Origin of the sequence: Gluconobacter sp. (genome assembly GCF_047722525.1) — a bacterium.
Lineage (GTDB): Bacteria > Pseudomonadota > Alphaproteobacteria > Acetobacterales > Acetobacteraceae > Gluconobacter.
Genome location: NZ_JBDNYY010000004.1, coordinates 190,828 through 206,380, shown reverse-complemented (window position 1 = coordinate 206,380; position 15,553 = coordinate 190,828). Strand labels below are relative to the sequence as shown.

General features: G+C 63.0%; 12 protein-coding genes. 5 read left to right on the top strand and 7 right to left on the bottom strand.

Annotated elements, in window-relative coordinates:
- The first annotated feature begins 122 nt into the window (after nucleotides 1-122).
- Nucleotides 123-260: a hypothetical protein gene (locus ABF859_RS05835; protein ID WP_153429664.1), complete on the top strand. Its 138-nt coding sequence runs from the start codon at nucleotides 123-125 to the stop codon at nucleotides 258-260.
- A gap of 81 nt (nucleotides 261-341) precedes the next feature.
- On the opposite strand, the gene ABF859_RS05830 is transcribed toward ABF859_RS05835, so the two are convergent.
- Both ABF859_RS05830 and pstS read right to left on the bottom strand, forming a co-directional pair.
- On the bottom strand, nucleotides 342-1,589 hold the full coding sequence (locus ABF859_RS05830; RefSeq protein WP_415526832.1) for a multidrug effflux MFS transporter: 1,248 nt from the start codon (nucleotides 1,587-1,589) through the stop codon (nucleotides 342-344).
- 146 nt (nucleotides 1,590-1,735) lie between these two features.
- Nucleotides 1,736-2,767 carry a phosphate ABC transporter substrate-binding protein PstS gene (gene pstS, locus ABF859_RS05825; protein WP_415526831.1) on the bottom strand — a complete coding sequence of 344 codons (1,032 nt, stop codon included), beginning with the start codon at nucleotides 2,765-2,767 and terminating at the stop codon, nucleotides 1,736-1,738.
- A 330-nt stretch (nucleotides 2,768-3,097) separates the two neighbouring features.
- On the opposite strand from pstS, the gene ABF859_RS05820 reads away from it, so the two are divergent.
- From ABF859_RS05820 to ABF859_RS05805, 4 genes are all read left to right on the top strand, one after another.
- Nucleotides 3,098-4,789: a porin gene (locus ABF859_RS05820; protein WP_415526830.1), complete on the top strand. Its 1,692-nt coding sequence runs from the start codon at nucleotides 3,098-3,100 to the stop codon at nucleotides 4,787-4,789.
- 139 nt (nucleotides 4,790-4,928) lie between these two features.
- Entirely contained in the window at nucleotides 4,929-5,468 is a 540-nt protein-coding gene (locus ABF859_RS05815) for a GlcG/HbpS family heme-binding protein (protein ID WP_415526829.1), read from the top strand.
- A 113-nt stretch (nucleotides 5,469-5,581) separates the two neighbouring features.
- Nucleotides 5,582-7,549, top strand: coding sequence for an AsmA-like C-terminal region-containing protein (locus ABF859_RS05810; RefSeq protein WP_415526828.1), 1,968 nt, complete (start codon nucleotides 5,582-5,584; stop codon nucleotides 7,547-7,549).
- 64 nt (nucleotides 7,550-7,613) lie between these two features.
- Nucleotides 7,614-8,939, top strand: a complete 1,326-nt coding sequence (locus ABF859_RS05805) for a UDP-glucose dehydrogenase family protein (protein WP_415526897.1) — start codon at nucleotides 7,614-7,616, stop codon at nucleotides 8,937-8,939.
- A 21-nt stretch (nucleotides 8,940-8,960) separates the two neighbouring features.
- On the opposite strand, the gene ABF859_RS05800 is transcribed toward ABF859_RS05805, so the two are convergent.
- The 5 genes from ABF859_RS05800 to pspF form a co-directional block, all read right to left on the bottom strand.
- Nucleotides 8,961-10,367, bottom strand: coding sequence for a sugar porter family MFS transporter (locus ABF859_RS05800; RefSeq protein ID WP_415526827.1), 1,407 nt, complete (start codon nucleotides 10,365-10,367; stop codon nucleotides 8,961-8,963).
- A 207-nt stretch (nucleotides 10,368-10,574) separates the two neighbouring features.
- The gene (cysC, locus tag ABF859_RS05795; RefSeq protein WP_415526826.1) at nucleotides 10,575-12,455 is read right to left on the bottom strand and encodes an adenylyl-sulfate kinase; all 1,881 of its coding nucleotides are present in this window, start codon (nucleotides 12,453-12,455) and stop codon (nucleotides 10,575-10,577) included.
- Nucleotides 12,456-12,457: 2 nt separating this feature from the next.
- A complete protein-coding gene (gene cysD, locus ABF859_RS05790) occupies nucleotides 12,458-13,252 on the bottom strand; it encodes a sulfate adenylyltransferase subunit CysD (RefSeq protein WP_415526896.1) in 795 nt (264 codons plus the stop codon).
- Nucleotides 13,253-13,341: 89 nt separating this feature from the next.
- Nucleotides 13,342-14,022 (bottom strand): phosphoadenylyl-sulfate reductase, encoded by a 681-nt coding sequence (locus ABF859_RS05785; RefSeq protein ID WP_415526825.1) that lies wholly within the window; start codon nucleotides 14,020-14,022, stop codon nucleotides 13,342-13,344.
- A gap of 403 nt (nucleotides 14,023-14,425) precedes the next feature.
- A complete protein-coding gene (gene pspF / locus ABF859_RS05780; RefSeq protein ID WP_415526824.1) occupies nucleotides 14,426-15,478 on the bottom strand; it encodes a phage shock protein operon transcriptional activator in 1,053 nt (350 codons plus the stop codon).
- Nucleotides 15,479-15,553: the final 75 nt, after the last annotated feature.

Genomic DNA, 15,553 nt, shown 5'->3' with positions numbered 1-15,553 from the left:
CATTTATGCACGGAATGCAGGGCTGACCCTGCATCTGTATTTGTTGCTTTGGACCCCGATTCTGGAGTTTCTCCCGCTGCACGCCGCAAGACGGCAAACAGAACCACACGGAGATTTTCCAAATGACGTCCATGACCCTGATCCACCTGATCGGCCTTCCCACCAGCCTGCTCGCACAGTTCTCGATGGTTGCCTTCGTTCCGATGATCGGCGCCCTGATGATCGCCACGGTTGCTTCCGACCGCGTTTCCGAGAGCTGATCACAGTTATCTCGGGACAAGCCCGGCCACCGTGCCGGGCGTCCCGCTCTTTGCTCTCCCGCGTCCGAACGCCCGATGCGCTCAGTGCCCTGCGGAGAGATAGGATTCCGGATCCAGCCGCCGACGCCACAGGTCGCACAGCCAGCATCCGCTGATCCCCACCAGCATCCCCACTGACGTCGATCCAACCCAGTGGGTTGGCAGAAACGACATCATGACGCCCGCCAGACCGGCGATCGTCCAGTTCATCGTTCCCATCAGCGCCGAAGCAGCCCCCGCCTGATGCCCATGATGCGTCAGCGCCAGAATACCGGCATTCGGTCCGATGAAGCCCAGCGAAAACGTTGTGCACCAGATCAGCGCGCACAGGATCCACGGGTCTTTCGGCCCAGCAAATCCGCTCAGACACACCACCACGGCCAGAATACAGAATACCAGCACCGCCAGCATCCCGATTTCCATCACCCGAGTGAACAGGAACCGGCTGGCCAGCCGCGCATTGACCTGCGACCCGAAGATGAAGCCGATACCGTTCAGCCCGAAGAAAATGGCGAACAGATGCGGCGAAAAATGCAGGATTCCCTCAAAGAGGGCCGGCGCGTTGGAGAGATAGGCAAACATCGTGAACGTCCCGAAGCTCACGACCATGACCGCCGAACAGAACAGCGGCTCGCGCAGCAGATCCCGGTAACGCGCCGCCATGCCACTGACCGGAAGCGCAAAACGCCGCTCCATCGGCAGCGTCTCCGGCAGCAGAAACAGCGTCCCGAAGAACATCACCACGCCGAAGACGACATTGGCCCAGAAGATCAGCCGCCAGTTCCCCAGATCCAGCAGGAAACTCCCGATCGAGGGCGCCAGCAGAGGCCCCAGACCGAAAATCAGCATCAGTTGCGACATGAGCTTCACACCCGCCGCCCCGGTCGCCACATCCCGCACCATCGCACGCGGCGCCACGGAACTGATCGCGCCGCCCAATGCTGCCACGAAACGCAGCACACAGAACATGTGAAAGCTGTTCGTCAGCGCCAGCCCGACGGACGCCACCGCATAGACCACCAGCCCGCACAGCAGCGGCAGCTTGCGTCCATAGCGGTCACAGAGCGGCCCGAGGGTAAACTGCCCGATGGCCAGACCCGCCAGCCAGGCCGTCAGCGTCAGCTGTGCCGACCCGGCTCCATGTCCCAGATCATGCTCCAGAGCCGGAAACGCTGGCAGATACATGTCTGTCGAGACAGGCCCCAGAATGAAGATCACACCGATCAGCACACGGGTCAGGGCATTCATCCCCGGCGGAGACGTCTGTTCGGAAAGTGACGAAGCGGACACGCAGGCACCATGACTGGACAGAGCAGAAAACCGAAAACGGGCTTCCCCAGCAGGAGAAGCCCGTTTGCATACTCAACGCCTTTTTATCCGGACTGACCAGCCCTCAATTCAGGTCCGCGACCCCATTCCGGACAGAAAAGTCGACCCTATCTGGGCCAGTTGGCCAGGATATCCGTCTTTACGCCCTGCGGCAGACCGACATAATCGAGACGGGTATTATCCGCGTCCCCATGCTGGAAACCCCATGCAAAGAAGTCGCGAACGGCCTTGCCGGACTCCTTGCCAGCGGCATCGACAGGTACCAGAACGAACGTCGCCGTCACGATCGGCCACGAACCCGCACCCTCCGTATCCAGCAGGTTCACGGCATAGTGATCGGCATGCGCCCAGTCAGCAGCCTTGGCCGCTTCGGCAAAACTCGCCAGCGTCGGCGCGATGAACGCACCGCTATGGTTCTTCATCTGCGCGATGTTCAGGTGATTCTGCGCGGCATAGGAATACTCGACATAGCCGATGCCGCCTTCGGTCTGGCGCACCATCGCGGCAATGCCGTCATTGCCACGCGCACCCGCGCCACCCGGCCAGGCGATGGACGTACCCGCACCCAGCTTCTGCTTCCAGCCCGGAGAAACCTGCGACAGATAGGACGTGAACACGAAGCTCGTGCCCGACCCGTCAGCACGATGGACCGGCGCGACATCCGTATCCGGCAGGGTCAGACCCGGATTCAGGGCCTTGATGCGGTCGTCGTCCCAGGTCGTGATCTCGCCATCATACAGGGCCGCCAGCGTCGGGCCGTCGAGACGGAGCTGCCCCGGAGCAACCCCCGGTACATTCGCCACAACAACGATACCGCTCATGACGGTCGGAAACTGGTACAGCTTTTCCTTCGCCAGACGCTCACCGCTCATCGGCTTGTCGGACGCGCCGAAATCGACCGTCCGGGCAATGACCTGATCCTGCCCGGCGCTGGACCCCACGCTCTGGTAATTCACGGCAATGCCAGCCTGGCTCCGGGCCCCCGTGCCCCACGCACCATAGATCGGTGCCGCGAAACTGGAGCCTGCGCCTGTGATGTCCGCAGCCTGCGCCGACGACACGAGCGGCATCATGGCAGCAGCGGCGCCAAGAACCGTAGCGACGAGAAGACCGGATAACGGAGCTCTGCTCTTGATCATGGGAATCCCTTATGGGGCGTGAAACCTGCCCCTTAGTAACGCCGCCGCCCGGACGGAAACAGTAGGACGTGCATGATAGTTTCATGACAGGGTTCGGACATCGGAGGGTGCCGGAATGTCACACCGCGTCTCACACAGACCGCTCCCGCCCGCCACTTCCGCAACAAAACTGACACACACAAGCCCAGACCCGGAGTTTACTGCGGCTTTGAGCGCGAAGTGTCATGGAACTGTCACGCGCGCGTCACGAAACCTTCCCATTATTTCACAAAGCGAATCAGATACCTGAACTGCGGACCAAACGCCCTCCCAGAAGGACGCACCGCCGCAATGGTTTTCTCTTTCCGCCGAACCACCGCTCTCCTGGCCACCACAACGCTGGTTTCACTTCTTCCCCTTTGTGGCCACGCCCGGGCCGCCGACCAGATGCAGATCATGGAACGGCAGATCCAGGCCATGCAGGCCCAGCTCGCCAGCATGAAGAAAGAACATGCCGAGGAAGTCAGACGCGCCCGCGCCGTGCTGGCGCGCCAGCGGGAAGACGCCGAGAACAACCCCTATGCCCAGCGCAGCCGCTATATCGGACAGCCCCGCCCGGCCGTACAGCCCCTGATCAGCATCCGTCCGGCAAAACCCGGCACCGATGACGGCCGGCCCCCGTCGGACCGCGCGGACGTCTCCTCCTGGGCCGACTTCCAGCGCGCCACCGCACAGGACGAGGAAGTCAGCATCGGCGGCATCAAGGTCGGCTTCCCGGGCGGCCGCCCGACGATCCAGTCCTCCGATGGCGCCTATGCCCTGTCGATCGGTCTCGCCTATCATGAAGACTTCGGCGGCTTCTTCAATTCCGGACCCCGCGCCGGCGAAACACGCGGCGCCTTCAACGGCTTCACGTCCAACCAGCGCCGCCTGCGTATTCCGTTCATGTTCCGCTACAAGAACTGGGTCGCAGCCGTCACGCCCGACTTCGGCGCCAACCATAATGACGGTTATGTCGGCCTCTATGAAGGCAACCTGAACTATACCGGCCTGCATAACACGGTCCTGACCGTCGGCTACTTCCAGCCGCGCGTGACCGAAGAAGATTCCGAAAGCTCCAACGACTTCTTCACGCTCGAACGCCCCAGCATCACTGACATGGTGCGCAACATCGCCGCAGGCGACGCCCGCTTCAGCGTTGGTGGCCTGCATTACGAGAAGCGCTGGTGGGTTGCCGGCTACTTCACAGGTCAGGCATGGGGCCATCGCAACGCGTCCGACATGGGCTCCACCTATTACGGGGGCGGCAATGCCAACACAGTGGACAGCCAGACCGGCGCCACCCTCCGCATTGCCGGCCGTCCGGTCGTCACCAGGGACGTGGACCTGCATGTGGGTGCCTCGGCGATTTCCGCCTTCAAGGTCGCCTGCAACACGGGCACCGACCCCAACCACTGCACCCGTTCGACGTCCTTCGGGCAGCGTCCCGAGTTTGACATCGGCGAAGCCAACCTGGCCGCCACCGGTGGCATCAGCAACGCATCACAGGTCTGGGCCGCCGGTCCGGAACTCGGCCTGCGCTGGCGCCGCCTGATCGTGAAGGGCGAATATTACCACGTCGGGGTCCAGCGCTCCGCACCGGGCCTGAAATCCGCCAGTTTCCAGGGCTGGTACGGCTCCGCAGCCTACACCCTGCTGGGCAATCCGCGCCTGTACAACATCAAGCAAGGCGCATTCGGCGCTCCGGGCGTAACGGCGTCCGAAGAATTCAACCCGGCCCTCAACCAGTGGGGCGCGCTTGAAGTCGTCGGCCATTACAGCGTCATCGACCTCAACAGCGGCCTTAACGAAACAAACGCCAAGAACGTCATCCGCGGCGGCCAGCAGACCGTCTGGACCGGCGGCCTGAACTGGTACCCGAACCGTCACTTCCGCCTGATGCTGGACTACAGCCGCTTCATTGTCTCCCGCAGCGAGCAAGCCACCAACACGGCCGGTCGCACCGGCAACGCGATCGCCGCCCGGATTCAGGCCGCCTTCTGAAAACACCCTCCTCTCCCGGCCCCCTCCGGGAGAGGTCTCCCGCTTTCCCCAACACCATTGCGTGCACGCCCACATTCCCGATTGCGACCCACGCCCCGCAGACCGCATCCTTCCCGTTCCACAACGAGAGAACCGGCTGATGCTCCCAAACGCAAAACCCCTCCTGTCCACAGCAGTCCTCACCGCGGCCCTCCTGTGTCCCACCACCCGCGCCCAGACATCTGCGCAGTCCCACATCATCACCAGCCAGAAACTCGACTGGTCCACGGCCGCCGCCCTGGCCTCAGAAGCCGTCCGCATCTGCGCCGCGCAGGGCTATTCCGTCACCGCCACCGTCGTGGACACGACAGGCCATGAACAGGCCGTCATCAAGGGCGATACGGTCCCCCTGCAATCGCTTTCCGTATCCTACCGCAAGGCTTACACGGCCTATTCCTACGGTCTGGCCTTCAACAAGAACACGACCAGCGAACTGATCGCCGCAGGCGTCACCGGCCCGGCGAATGGCGCCCTGAACACAATCCCCGAAGTCCTGTTCGTCCCCGGCGGCGTGACCCTGCGCCGCACCACAGACCATGCCATCCTCGGTGGACTCGGCGTATCCGGCGCCCCCGGCGGCGACAAGGACGAAGCCTGCGCCCTGCATGCTGTCGAGAAGTTCAGGTCCACCTTCCAGTAACGCAGTCTCTCTTGCTGAAATTCGGAAGTTACATGAGTTTCGAGAACAGAGCTCTTTCTGTCGATCCTTTCACGAGCTTCCAGTCTTTCCGGTAGAGTTTCCTTTTATGAATCATGCCGGTATTGTCCCGCCTCACTGAAGACTTCCCGAAAGACTGCCTCTTGCTGCGCTGGTTTCTGGTTTCCATCCTGTCCCTCACCGTTCTTCTCCTCGCCCTGTTCGGCGCGGGATGGATCTGGATCGACCACCGGGACCTCGCCGCCTTCGCCACCCCGCGACTGGAAAAGAAGCTCGGCCGCACCGTCCATATCGGCGTCCTGCACGTCCATCCCGGGACCTGGCTGACCATCGAGGCCGACGATGTCTCCGTCGCCAATATCGCCAGCGGCACCCGCCCGCAGATGATGACGCTCGGCCATCTCGGCGCGCAGGTCCGCCTCACCTCCCTGATCTGGGGGCCGCCCGAAACCCGCAATATCGTCATTTCGAAGTTCTCGGGCCTGTTCGAACGCACTCCCGCGCACCTGCCCAACTGGCGCTTCGGCCCCCACCAGAACGACCCACGCCCCCCGCTCACGCCCGAGCAGCAGGCCAAAGCGGACGCACCGCCCGATCTGAGGAATGCCCCGGGCCTGCGCAACGTCACGATCCTCGACAGCGACGTCACCTACCGCTCGGCCAATGGCGCCTCCTACAAGGCCACGCTTGAAAAGGTCGAACTCGCCTCCACCAGCGACACCAGTCCGTTCACCATGACGCTCACGGGCGCCTATAACGGCACCCCCGTAAACATTTCCGCCGAAATGGAGCCCATCCGCGAACTCCGCAAAACCCCACAGCGCCCCTATGGCACCAAGGCGCATGTCACGTCCGGTGACATGACCTCGGACTTCACCGGGACCCTGACGGACCCGACGAATTTCGACGGCGTGGAAGGCCACACCACCGTCACCACCCCGACCTCGGACACGCTGTTCAGCGTCGCCGGCATCAAGGGCGATCATGCCCCCGTCAAAATGACCCTGTCCGGCGATTTCAGCCATTCCGGCAATGACTGGCATTTCCGCAAGGCCAACGGCACCATCCAGACCAGCACGATGGAAGACGGTGATTTCACCCTCATCGAAGGCAGCCATGGCAAACCCGATGACGTAACGGCCAAAATCGGTTTCGGCCGCCTCGACATCAACGGCCTGATGCCCATCCTCGCGCCCTCCGGTTCAAAAGGCAGCAAAAAGAGCCCGTCCACCCTCCACGCCGACCTGCTGCTCCTGACGCCGCCCGATCCCGACCCGCTGGTCCATTTCGACCTCGCCGCGCAGCAGCTCATCTACAACAAACTCGATTTCACGAACCTGAAGATCCAGGCCGCCCAGATCCCCAGCCGTATCGACGTCCCCGTCCTGCGCCTCGGTTATGTCGGCGCCTCACTGAGCGCCAGCGGCCATATCGAAGCCGACGGAAAATCCTCCCGTATCGCGGCCGAAGTCGCCCTGACCCACGGCGATATCGACCGTCTCCGCCGCGTCGCGGGGCTCGCCCCCGTCCCCGTCCAGGGCAGCCTGAGCCTGCGCATCATCGCCAGCGCAAACAGGGTCCATACCCTCAACGAGGCCATGAACCGCGCCGATCTCACCGCCGCCGTCAGCATGGAAAAAGGCGAAATCGCCCGTGAAATCGTCGAGGCCGCCTCGATGGACCTGCGCCTGCTGTTCCGTCACGCCAAGGGCGTCACCCCCATCACCTGTCTGCTCGGCGTCCTGCAGATGCATCAGGGCATCGGTGTCGTCGTGCCGCTCCGTCTGCGGACCGGCGCAGGCACGATCGCGGCCAAGGCGAATTTCGACCTCAACCGCAGATGGCTCGATCTCGTCTTTGCCAGCCGCCCCTTCTCCACCAGCTTCTTCGCCCTGGACGTTCCGGTCCGCGTCAGTGGCCGTTTCGACGCCCCGATCCTTTCCCTGGCCAAGTGGTCCAAGGAAGGCCGGACCATGCTCGCGGATTCCAACGAGATCACGAACCTTCCCCCGGCCCTGCAGGGGTTCGCAGCCTCGAACGCCTGCGCCCGCCCCACCCGCTGACACGGATTTGCACCCCATCCTGCCCCCGGCTATGCACATCGAACCGTAGAAAGAGGGTCCAGTGATGCGTATTGCAATGGTCGGTGGCGGATATGTCGGTCTGGTCTCGGGCGCCTGCTTCGCCGAGTTCGGAGCCGATGTCGCCATCGTGGAGCGGGATCCCAAAAAGCTCGCTGCCCTCAATGCCGGCCGCATTCCCATCTACGAACCCGGACTGGATACCCTCGTCGCCAGCAATGTCGAAGCCGGGCGCCTGACCTTCGGAGACGATCTCGGTGCCGCCATGAGCAACGCCGATGCCGTTTTCATCGCCGTCGGAACTCCCACGCGACGCGGCGACGGTCATGCCGACCTGACTTACGTCTATGCCGCAGCCGAAGAAATTGCCCAAGCCGCGAGAACGGATCTTCTGGTCGTCACCAAATCCACCGTCCCTGTCGGGACCGGAAGCGAAGTGGCCCGGATCCTGCGCCAGACACGGCCGGAACTGCATTTCGACGTCGCTTCCAACCCCGAGTTCCTGCGCGAAGGCAACGCGATCGACGACTTCATGCGGCCCGACCGCGTCATCGTCGGGATCGACCGTTCCGGACCGGATGGCGGCGCACGGGCGCAGGCCCTCATCGAACAGCTCTATCGGCCCCTCATGGCCATTCAGGCCCCGATCGTCCTGACGGATCTCGAAACGGCAGAACTGACCAAATACGCGGCCAATGCCTTCCTCGCGATGAAAGTCACCTTCATCAACGAGATGGCCGATCTGTGCGAAAAAATCGGCGGCAACATCCACGACGTGGCCCGCGGCATGGGCCTCGACCAGCGGATCGGCAACCGTTTCCTCAGCCCCGGTCCGGGCTATGGCGGCTCCTGCTTCCCCAAGGACACCCGCGCCCTGACGGCCATCGCCCAGGATGCCGGAGCCCCCTCAAGGCTGGTGGAAGCCACGGTCGCGATCAACGAAACCCGCAAGACCGGCATGGCCGAACGCATCATCGCACAGGCTGGTGGCACACTGGACGGAAAGACGGTCGGTGTTCTGGGCCTGACCTTCAAGCCCGACACAGACGACATGCGCGAGGCCGCCTCCCTGCCCATCCTCGCCCGTCTGCATGAGGCCGGCGCCACCCTTCAGGTGTTCGATCCCGAAGGCATGGACGCTGCCCGCTCCCTCCTGCCGGAAGACGTATGCTACTGCGACGACGCCCTGGCAGCGGCGCAGAATGCGGATATCGTGATCGTCCTGACGGAATGGAACATGTTCCGCGCGCTCGACCCCATCCGCCTGCGCGACGCCATGCGCGGCAACGCCATCGCGGACCTGCGCAACATCTGGAGCCCCGACCTCATGCGCGAGGCCGGGTTCGATTACCGCTCGATCGGTCGCCCCTGAAAGAGACCCCGGCAGAGCGCCTTACCGGGCCCGGGCTTCAGCCCGGGCCGCCGCACGATCCACGGGCGCGAACGTTCCGTTCCGCAGACGCCGCTCCAGTTCCTCAAGCGACTGCCCCTTGGTCTCGGGCACGTAGCGCAGCACGAACCAGAAAGCGAAGGCATTGACGGCGGCAAACAGCCAGAACGTCCAGCCCGCACCCAGCATCTGCACCAGCGACAGCGTGGTGAGGGAAATGATCAGATCCGCCCCCCAGTGACTTCCGGCGACAAGACTCATCCCCTTGCCACGGCATGACAGCGGATAGACCTCCGCCCCCACCAGCCAGATCGCGACCGACAGACTGCCCGTATTGAAAATGGTGTACGCCATCACCGCACCCACCGTGATCCATGCCCCGACACCGCCCGTCAGATGCATCGCAAACGCCGTTCCAAGCACGGCCAGCGCCACCACAGCCCCCGGCAACAGACGCAGAAGCAGCGTCCGCCGCCCCCAGGTATCGACGGCCCACCCTCCGAACACCGTCGCAAAGACCATGCCAAATCCAACGGCCACGGACGTCAGCAGAGCAGAATCCTGCCCGAAACCCGCATCCGCGAAAATCGTCGGCGCGTAATACATGACGGCATTGATACCCGTGAACTGGCACAGGAGCGCGATCCCCACGGAGGCCGTCAGCGCAGGCCGCACCCACGGTTTCGCCAGTTCCGACCAGGGCGCCTGCACATCATGGTTTTCAACGATTTCAGCAAGCTCGCGGTCAGCGGCCTCATCGGACATCCGCACGCGCCGCAGAACCTTGCGGGCTTCTTCCGTCTGACCATTCAGGGCCAGCCAGCGTGGACTGTTGGGCAGGAACGCCATGCCAAAGAACAGGATGAGCGCCGGCAGCATCCCGATACCAAACATCAGCCGCCAGCTTGACTCCCGCAGGAAATACCCGGTGATGAAAGAAATCGTGATGCCGGACACCACCGCCAGCTGAAACCCCACGACAAGGCGCCCACGGCGCTCGGGCGGTGAAATCTCCGCAATATAGATCGGCACGATCTGCGACGCCGCACCAATAGCCAGTCCAAGGATCAGCCGGGCAAGGATCAGAACGGCCACGCTCTGCGCCGAGGAAACGACCACGGTTCCCAGCAGGAACAGCGCCGCGGCGATCATCACCGTCCGCCGACGCCCGATCCGGTCGGAAATGCCACCCGCCCCCAGACATCCGAGCAGCGCACCCAGAATAATGGCCGACGTCACGATTTCCGCGCCCAGCGTATCCAGATGAAACTGGTCACGAAGCTGAAGCAGGGCGGAGGAAATGATGCCCGTATCGTAACCGAACAGCAGACCTCCCGTCGCCGAGATGGTCGCGATGAAATTCGTCAGAGCATTTCCGCTCAGTCTTCTGGACACATTGCTGTTTTGCATCGTGAAACCTTCTGCCGCCAGGCCGCAGGCCGTTGTTTGAAAAGACAGTTCGTCGGCTTTAACGCTCCACACCAGGAAAGTAACATCAAAAAAGTGACGGTTTTCGTTTTATCCGTGAACTTTTCCGTGTTCATGGCCCCCTGTCATGAAAAAACCCCCTCTCCTTGCGGAAAGGGGGTCAGACAGATGCCCGGAAAACGGGAGTGTTTACGGCTGGACGATCCGCAGGATAAACGCCGTCAGGGTACTGATGGCGTCCTGCTCCGGACGGTCCGCCGCCAGACGCAGCTCCGGAGACACCGGCGCTTCATAAGGCGCTGAAATCCCCGTGAAGTCGGGGATCTTTCCCGCACGCGCCGCCGCATAAAGCCCCTTGGGGTCCCGCTTTTCACAGGTTTCCAGCGGCGTATCGACGAAGACCTCGTGGAAGTTCTCACCCACGATCTGCCGCGCCAGCGCACGATCCGCCTCAAGCGGCGACACCAGCGCCACGATCACGACCTGCCCGCTTTCGGCCAGGATCTTCGCCACATGGGCGGCCCGGCGAATGTTTTCCCGACGGTCTTCCGCCGAAAAACCAAGATCGCTGCACAGTCCGGCACGCAGGGTGTCCCCATCCAGAACGGTCGAATTGATGGCCTGCTCGGACAGAGCCAGCTCGGCCGCGCGCGCAACCGTGCTCTTGCCCGAACCCGGAAGCCCCGTCAGCCAGAACACGCCACTCTTATGACCGCGCGTCTGAACCTGACGGGCGGCGGAGACACGGCTGGCCGTCGGATGAATGGCATGTTCGCCATCCGCAAGCTCGGCCGGACCGATCAGCGGCGCACCGCCAACGATGCGCTGGTAACGATCGACCAGAACGCCACGGCCGTCGCCAAAACCGGGCGAGAACGGATCGAACAGCACGGCATGAGACGCCGCCAGCGTGATTTCCGCAAACCCGTCCGGCGGCACGGTGTCACCCTCACGCAGCGTCAGATCTTCGAGATCGACCACGGCGTCAATGGAAGCCACCGTCACGTCATGCTCGGCCGTGGCCAGACGCAACGTGAAGCTCTCACCCACACGCAGGGGCTCACCCCGCAGCCAGAACAGGCGCGTGCGGATCCGGGCCGAACGCTCCGGGGCCGCAGCCTTGTCATCCGCCGGGAACAGCAGATCACCACGATCCGGCACCAGATCCGGCTCCAGACGCAGGGCAATGGACTCGCCCGCACCCGCAACCGGAAGTTCCGGCGCATGCCACCGGCAGACTTCCGCCACGGTTGCAACCTGACCCTGCGCGCCGATGCTCAGACGATCTCCCGCACGAACGGTCCCACGCTCGATCCGGCCCGCCACATAACGGACACCATCGAAGCGATAGACATCCTGCACCGGCATCCGGAACGGCAGCGCCGCACGCGAGGCCGGCGGGGGCACATTGGCCAGCGCCTCAACCAGCGTCGGCCCCTTGTACCAGAGCGAACGCTCGGAACGGCTGGCGATGTTGTCACCGTCACGGGCGGAAGCCGGCACAACGGCCTCGACCTCAATTTCCAGACGCCCCAGAAGCTGGCGCACATCGGACTCGACCTTGACGATTTTCGCCTCGTCAAAGCCCAGCAGATCGGACTTATTGAGCAGCACGATCACATGGCGGATGCCGATCAGCCGCAGCAGCATGGCATGACGCCGCGTCTGCTCCTGCGCGCCTTCCTTGGCATCAACGACCAGCACGGCGGCTTCCGCATCGGCGGCACCCGTGATCATATTGCGCAGGAACTGGCGATGACCCGGCGCATCGACGATCACGAATTCACGCGACCCCAGACGGAACGGAATCCGTGTGGAATCGACCGTCACGCCCTGATCGCGCTCGATCTGAAGGGAATCGAGCAGGAAGCTCCACTCCACCGTCAGACCACGCTTGCGGCTGCTCTCGACGATCTGCGCCAGCTTGCCGTCCTGAAGACTGTCGGTGTCATACAGCAGACGCCCGATCAGCGAGGACTTGCCATGATCGACATGCCCGACGATGACGATGGGAGTCGCTGCGGCGCGATGGGTTTCCGAAAAGCTCTCGGTCACGATGTTGTCACCCATTTTCACAGATATCCCGCTACACGCAGACGCTCGAACACGTCCTCGGACTCATGATCCATCGCACGGCCCGCGCGCTCGGACGTCCGGCTGGTCTCCAGTTCGGCAATCACTTCCGCCACGGTCGAGGCATTGCTCTCGATGGGGTTGGTGATGTCCTGATCGCCCAGCGAGCGGTAACGCTTGCCGTCCTTTGCGAAATACAGGTCCACCAGCGGAATGCCCTCGCGCTCGATATAGCGCCAGATGTCGATCTCGCGCCATGACAGCAGCGGGTGAACGCGGATATGCATGCCGTCTTCATACGGCGTCGCATACTGGTCCCAGAACTCCGGCGGCTGGTTGCGCACGTCCCAGCGATGCCCGGCACCACGCGGGCTGAACACGCGCTCCTTCGCACGGGTCGCCTGCTCGTCACGACGGATACCGGCAATAACGCCCCGGAACTTGTGCTTGTCGATCATCGCAGCCAGACCGGCCGTCTTGCGCGCGGCGGAACGGGCGGCAGGCGGAAGCGACGGGTCGATTTCCTCAACCGGCGGGCAGTAGCCCAGCAGCAGGTCGAGGTCCCATTTCTTCGTATATTCGTCCCGGAACGCATACATTTCCGGGAATTTCTTCTCGGTATCGACATGCATGACCGGGAACGGCACACGCCCCATGAACGCCTTGCGCGCCAGCCACACCATCACGTTGCTGTCCTTGCCCAGCGACCACAGCAGGGACAGGGGCTTCAGCTTGCGATAGGCCTCGCGCAGGATGAAAATGCTCTGGGCCTCAAGCTGGTCCAGATCATCCATGATACGCGGCTGTGCCAAAGAGGCAGCAGCCCCTGGGGTGGACTGATCCCGGGACAGGATCGGTGTCTGCGTCATTATCCGCTCCGTAGTCATGCCGGCCTGTGAATGCCGCATTCCGTCTTGGACAGACCGGCCCATCGGCCCGCCCGTCCATCTTCACCATCCTTGACCGCCCTTGTGCACGGAGCACAACCGATCGAGGTGTAACCTTTTGCAACCAGTGGATGCCGCGGCAGATCCCGCCGCTGCATCTGCGCTTCGATCTGCCCCGGTCCCCAGCCCGCCAGCGGGTTGAGCTTCACGCTGCCATCAGGCTGCGGATCGACCAGCGGCAGGGCTGTCCGTGTCACGGACTGGCTGCGCTTGCGCCCCGTAATCCAGATATCGAAATCCGGCAGGACAAGTTCCAGCGGCTCGACCTTGCGCAGCGCACAGCACGCATCCGGATCGAACGCCGCAAGCTGGTCCTGCGGATCACGGTCATGCAACGCCTGCGGTGTAGGCGACAGGGTCCGCACATCGGACAGGCCCAGCCTGCGCGTCAGCCGGTCGCGATATTCCAGCGTTTCGGGGAAGTGCCGCTTCGTATCCAGAAAGAAGACCGGAACAGAAGGGTCAACCTGCGCCACCAGATCGAGCAGAACGGCCGACTCCGCCCCGAACGAGGAAATGACGGCCACCCGTCCCCGCATCCGATCCAGGGTCTCCGTCAGCACCCGCTCTTCCGGGATCTGCCGAAGATGGTCCAATTCCGTCTGTGAGAGAGGCATTCGCTACACCTAACCGTGTCCAGATCAGTCATGCCGCCCCTGCGGCACGCCCGAGACATAGGCGCATCATGCGTAAAAATAAACTATTTTGTTTGATATAACTTTTCCATCTCGTTGTTAAACCGCTTTCCTTTCATCCCTCAGCAAAACCCCCGGCGCACATCCCCCATCCTATAAAGAATGGAACAATGCCCAATCCGGACAGAGGCCTGACGCGGAGTTTGTGAAAACAGAACCGGTCGGAATCACTCTGTCAGAAATACTGCGGACATTGGCGCGTAAACACACAAAATGGCCTGAAATGCCATTGCAAAGCCTTTTCAAACTGAAACCCACGATGGCAAAATCCTTCCCGGCCTGATCTGGCACGGTTCATGCATCATCAGATTTCATGGATCTGCTTTCACCCTTTCGCGCCCAGCGCCTTTCTGGACTCCTTGTCCGCCAGCCCATGCAGCCGCAGATGATGGCGGAACTGGTAGTAGGTCAGGCCAAGCAGTTCGGCGGCACGCCTCTGGCTGAACTGCGCCTCACGCAGCGCCGCTTCCAGCAGGCTGCGCTCGTGCGTCCTGACATCGGCGCCGAAATCGCGCGGAAACGTCAGCGATCCGGCCTCGCTCCCGGCCGGGGACGGGTTCACGGCCGCAGAAGCCACGCCCGACCAGTCCGGAGCCACGAACGGGTCCAGCACGATCTCGTCCAGCGCCTTTTCGGGACGGTCCATCCGATAGACGCTGCGCTCGACCACATTGCGCAGTTCGCGCACATTGCCGGGCCAGTCATGGGCCTGAAGACGTCCCAGCGCCCGGTCCGTAAAGCCCGCGAAAACCTTCCGCCCCAGTTCCGCACTCATGCGGGTGGCAAAATGCTCGGCCAGAAGCGAAATATCCTCCGGACGCGCCCGCAGCGGCGGAATATTCACGACATCGAACGCCAGCCGGTCCAGCAGATCCGCCCGGAAGCGCCCTTCCCGCGCCATGGCGGGCAGATCGGCATTGGTCGCCCCGATCAGCCGCACATCCACACGGATGGTCTCGCTGCCCCCCACGCGCTCGAAACTACCGTACTCGATCACGCGCAGCAGCTTTTCCTGCACGGCCTGCGACGCGGTGCCGATCTCGTCGAGAAACATCGTGCCCCCGTCCGCCCGCTCGAAGCGGGACAGACGCCGCTTCTGAGCGCCCGTGAACGCACCGGCCTCATGGCCGAAAAGTTCGCTGTCCAGCAGCGCCTCGGGCAGGGCCGCGCAGTTGAGCTTCACCAGCGGCCGGTCCCAGCGGTCCGACAGCAGAGCCAGACGCGCAGCCACCAGTTCCTTGCCTGTCCCACGCTCTCCGATCACGAGAACAGGTCGCTTCAGGGGGGCCAGACGGGAGACCTGATCCAGCATCTCCAGAAATGCCGGAGCCCGCCCGATCGGGGTCGGCACCTCGTCCATATCGGTGCTTCTCGCCATTTTATGGTCTCTCACGCCCCTGTTCCGGTCTTCAGTTCATAACACCCTCAAAACAGCATCGCTGACAAGGGCAGG

What these genes read in the sequence shown, in the direction of transcription:
- ABF859_RS05835 (WP_153429664.1), top strand. Translation starts at nt 123, where the DNA reads ATGACGTCCATGACCCTGATCCACCTGATCGGCCTTCCCACCAGCCTG.
- pstS (WP_415526831.1), bottom strand. Translation starts at nt 2,767, where the DNA reads ATGATCAAGAGCAGAGCTCCGTTATCCGGTCTTCTCGTCGCTACGGTT.
- ABF859_RS05820 (WP_415526830.1), top strand. Translation starts at nt 3,098, where the DNA reads ATGGTTTTCTCTTTCCGCCGAACCACCGCTCTCCTGGCCACCACAACG.
- ABF859_RS05815 (WP_415526829.1), top strand. Translation starts at nt 4,929, where the DNA reads ATGCTCCCAAACGCAAAACCCCTCCTGTCCACAGCAGTCCTCACCGCG.
- ABF859_RS05810 (WP_415526828.1), top strand. Translation starts at nt 5,582, where the DNA reads ATGCCGGTATTGTCCCGCCTCACTGAAGACTTCCCGAAAGACTGCCTC.
- ABF859_RS05805 (WP_415526897.1), top strand. Translation starts at nt 7,614, where the DNA reads ATGCGTATTGCAATGGTCGGTGGCGGATATGTCGGTCTGGTCTCGGGC.
- ABF859_RS05800 (WP_415526827.1), bottom strand. Translation starts at nt 10,367, where the DNA reads ATGCAAAACAGCAATGTGTCCAGAAGACTGAGCGGAAATGCTCTGACG.
- cysC (WP_415526826.1), bottom strand. Translation starts at nt 12,455, where the DNA reads ATGGGTGACAACATCGTGACCGAGAGCTTTTCGGAAACCCATCGCGCC.
- cysD (WP_415526896.1), bottom strand. Translation starts at nt 13,252, where the DNA reads ATGGATGATCTGGACCAGCTTGAGGCCCAGAGCATTTTCATCCTGCGC.
- ABF859_RS05785 (WP_415526825.1), bottom strand. Translation starts at nt 14,022, where the DNA reads ATGCCTCTCTCACAGACGGAATTGGACCATCTTCGGCAGATCCCGGAA.
- pspF (WP_415526824.1), bottom strand. Translation starts at nt 15,478, where the DNA reads ATGGCGAGAAGCACCGATATGGACGAGGTGCCGACCCCGATCGGGCGG.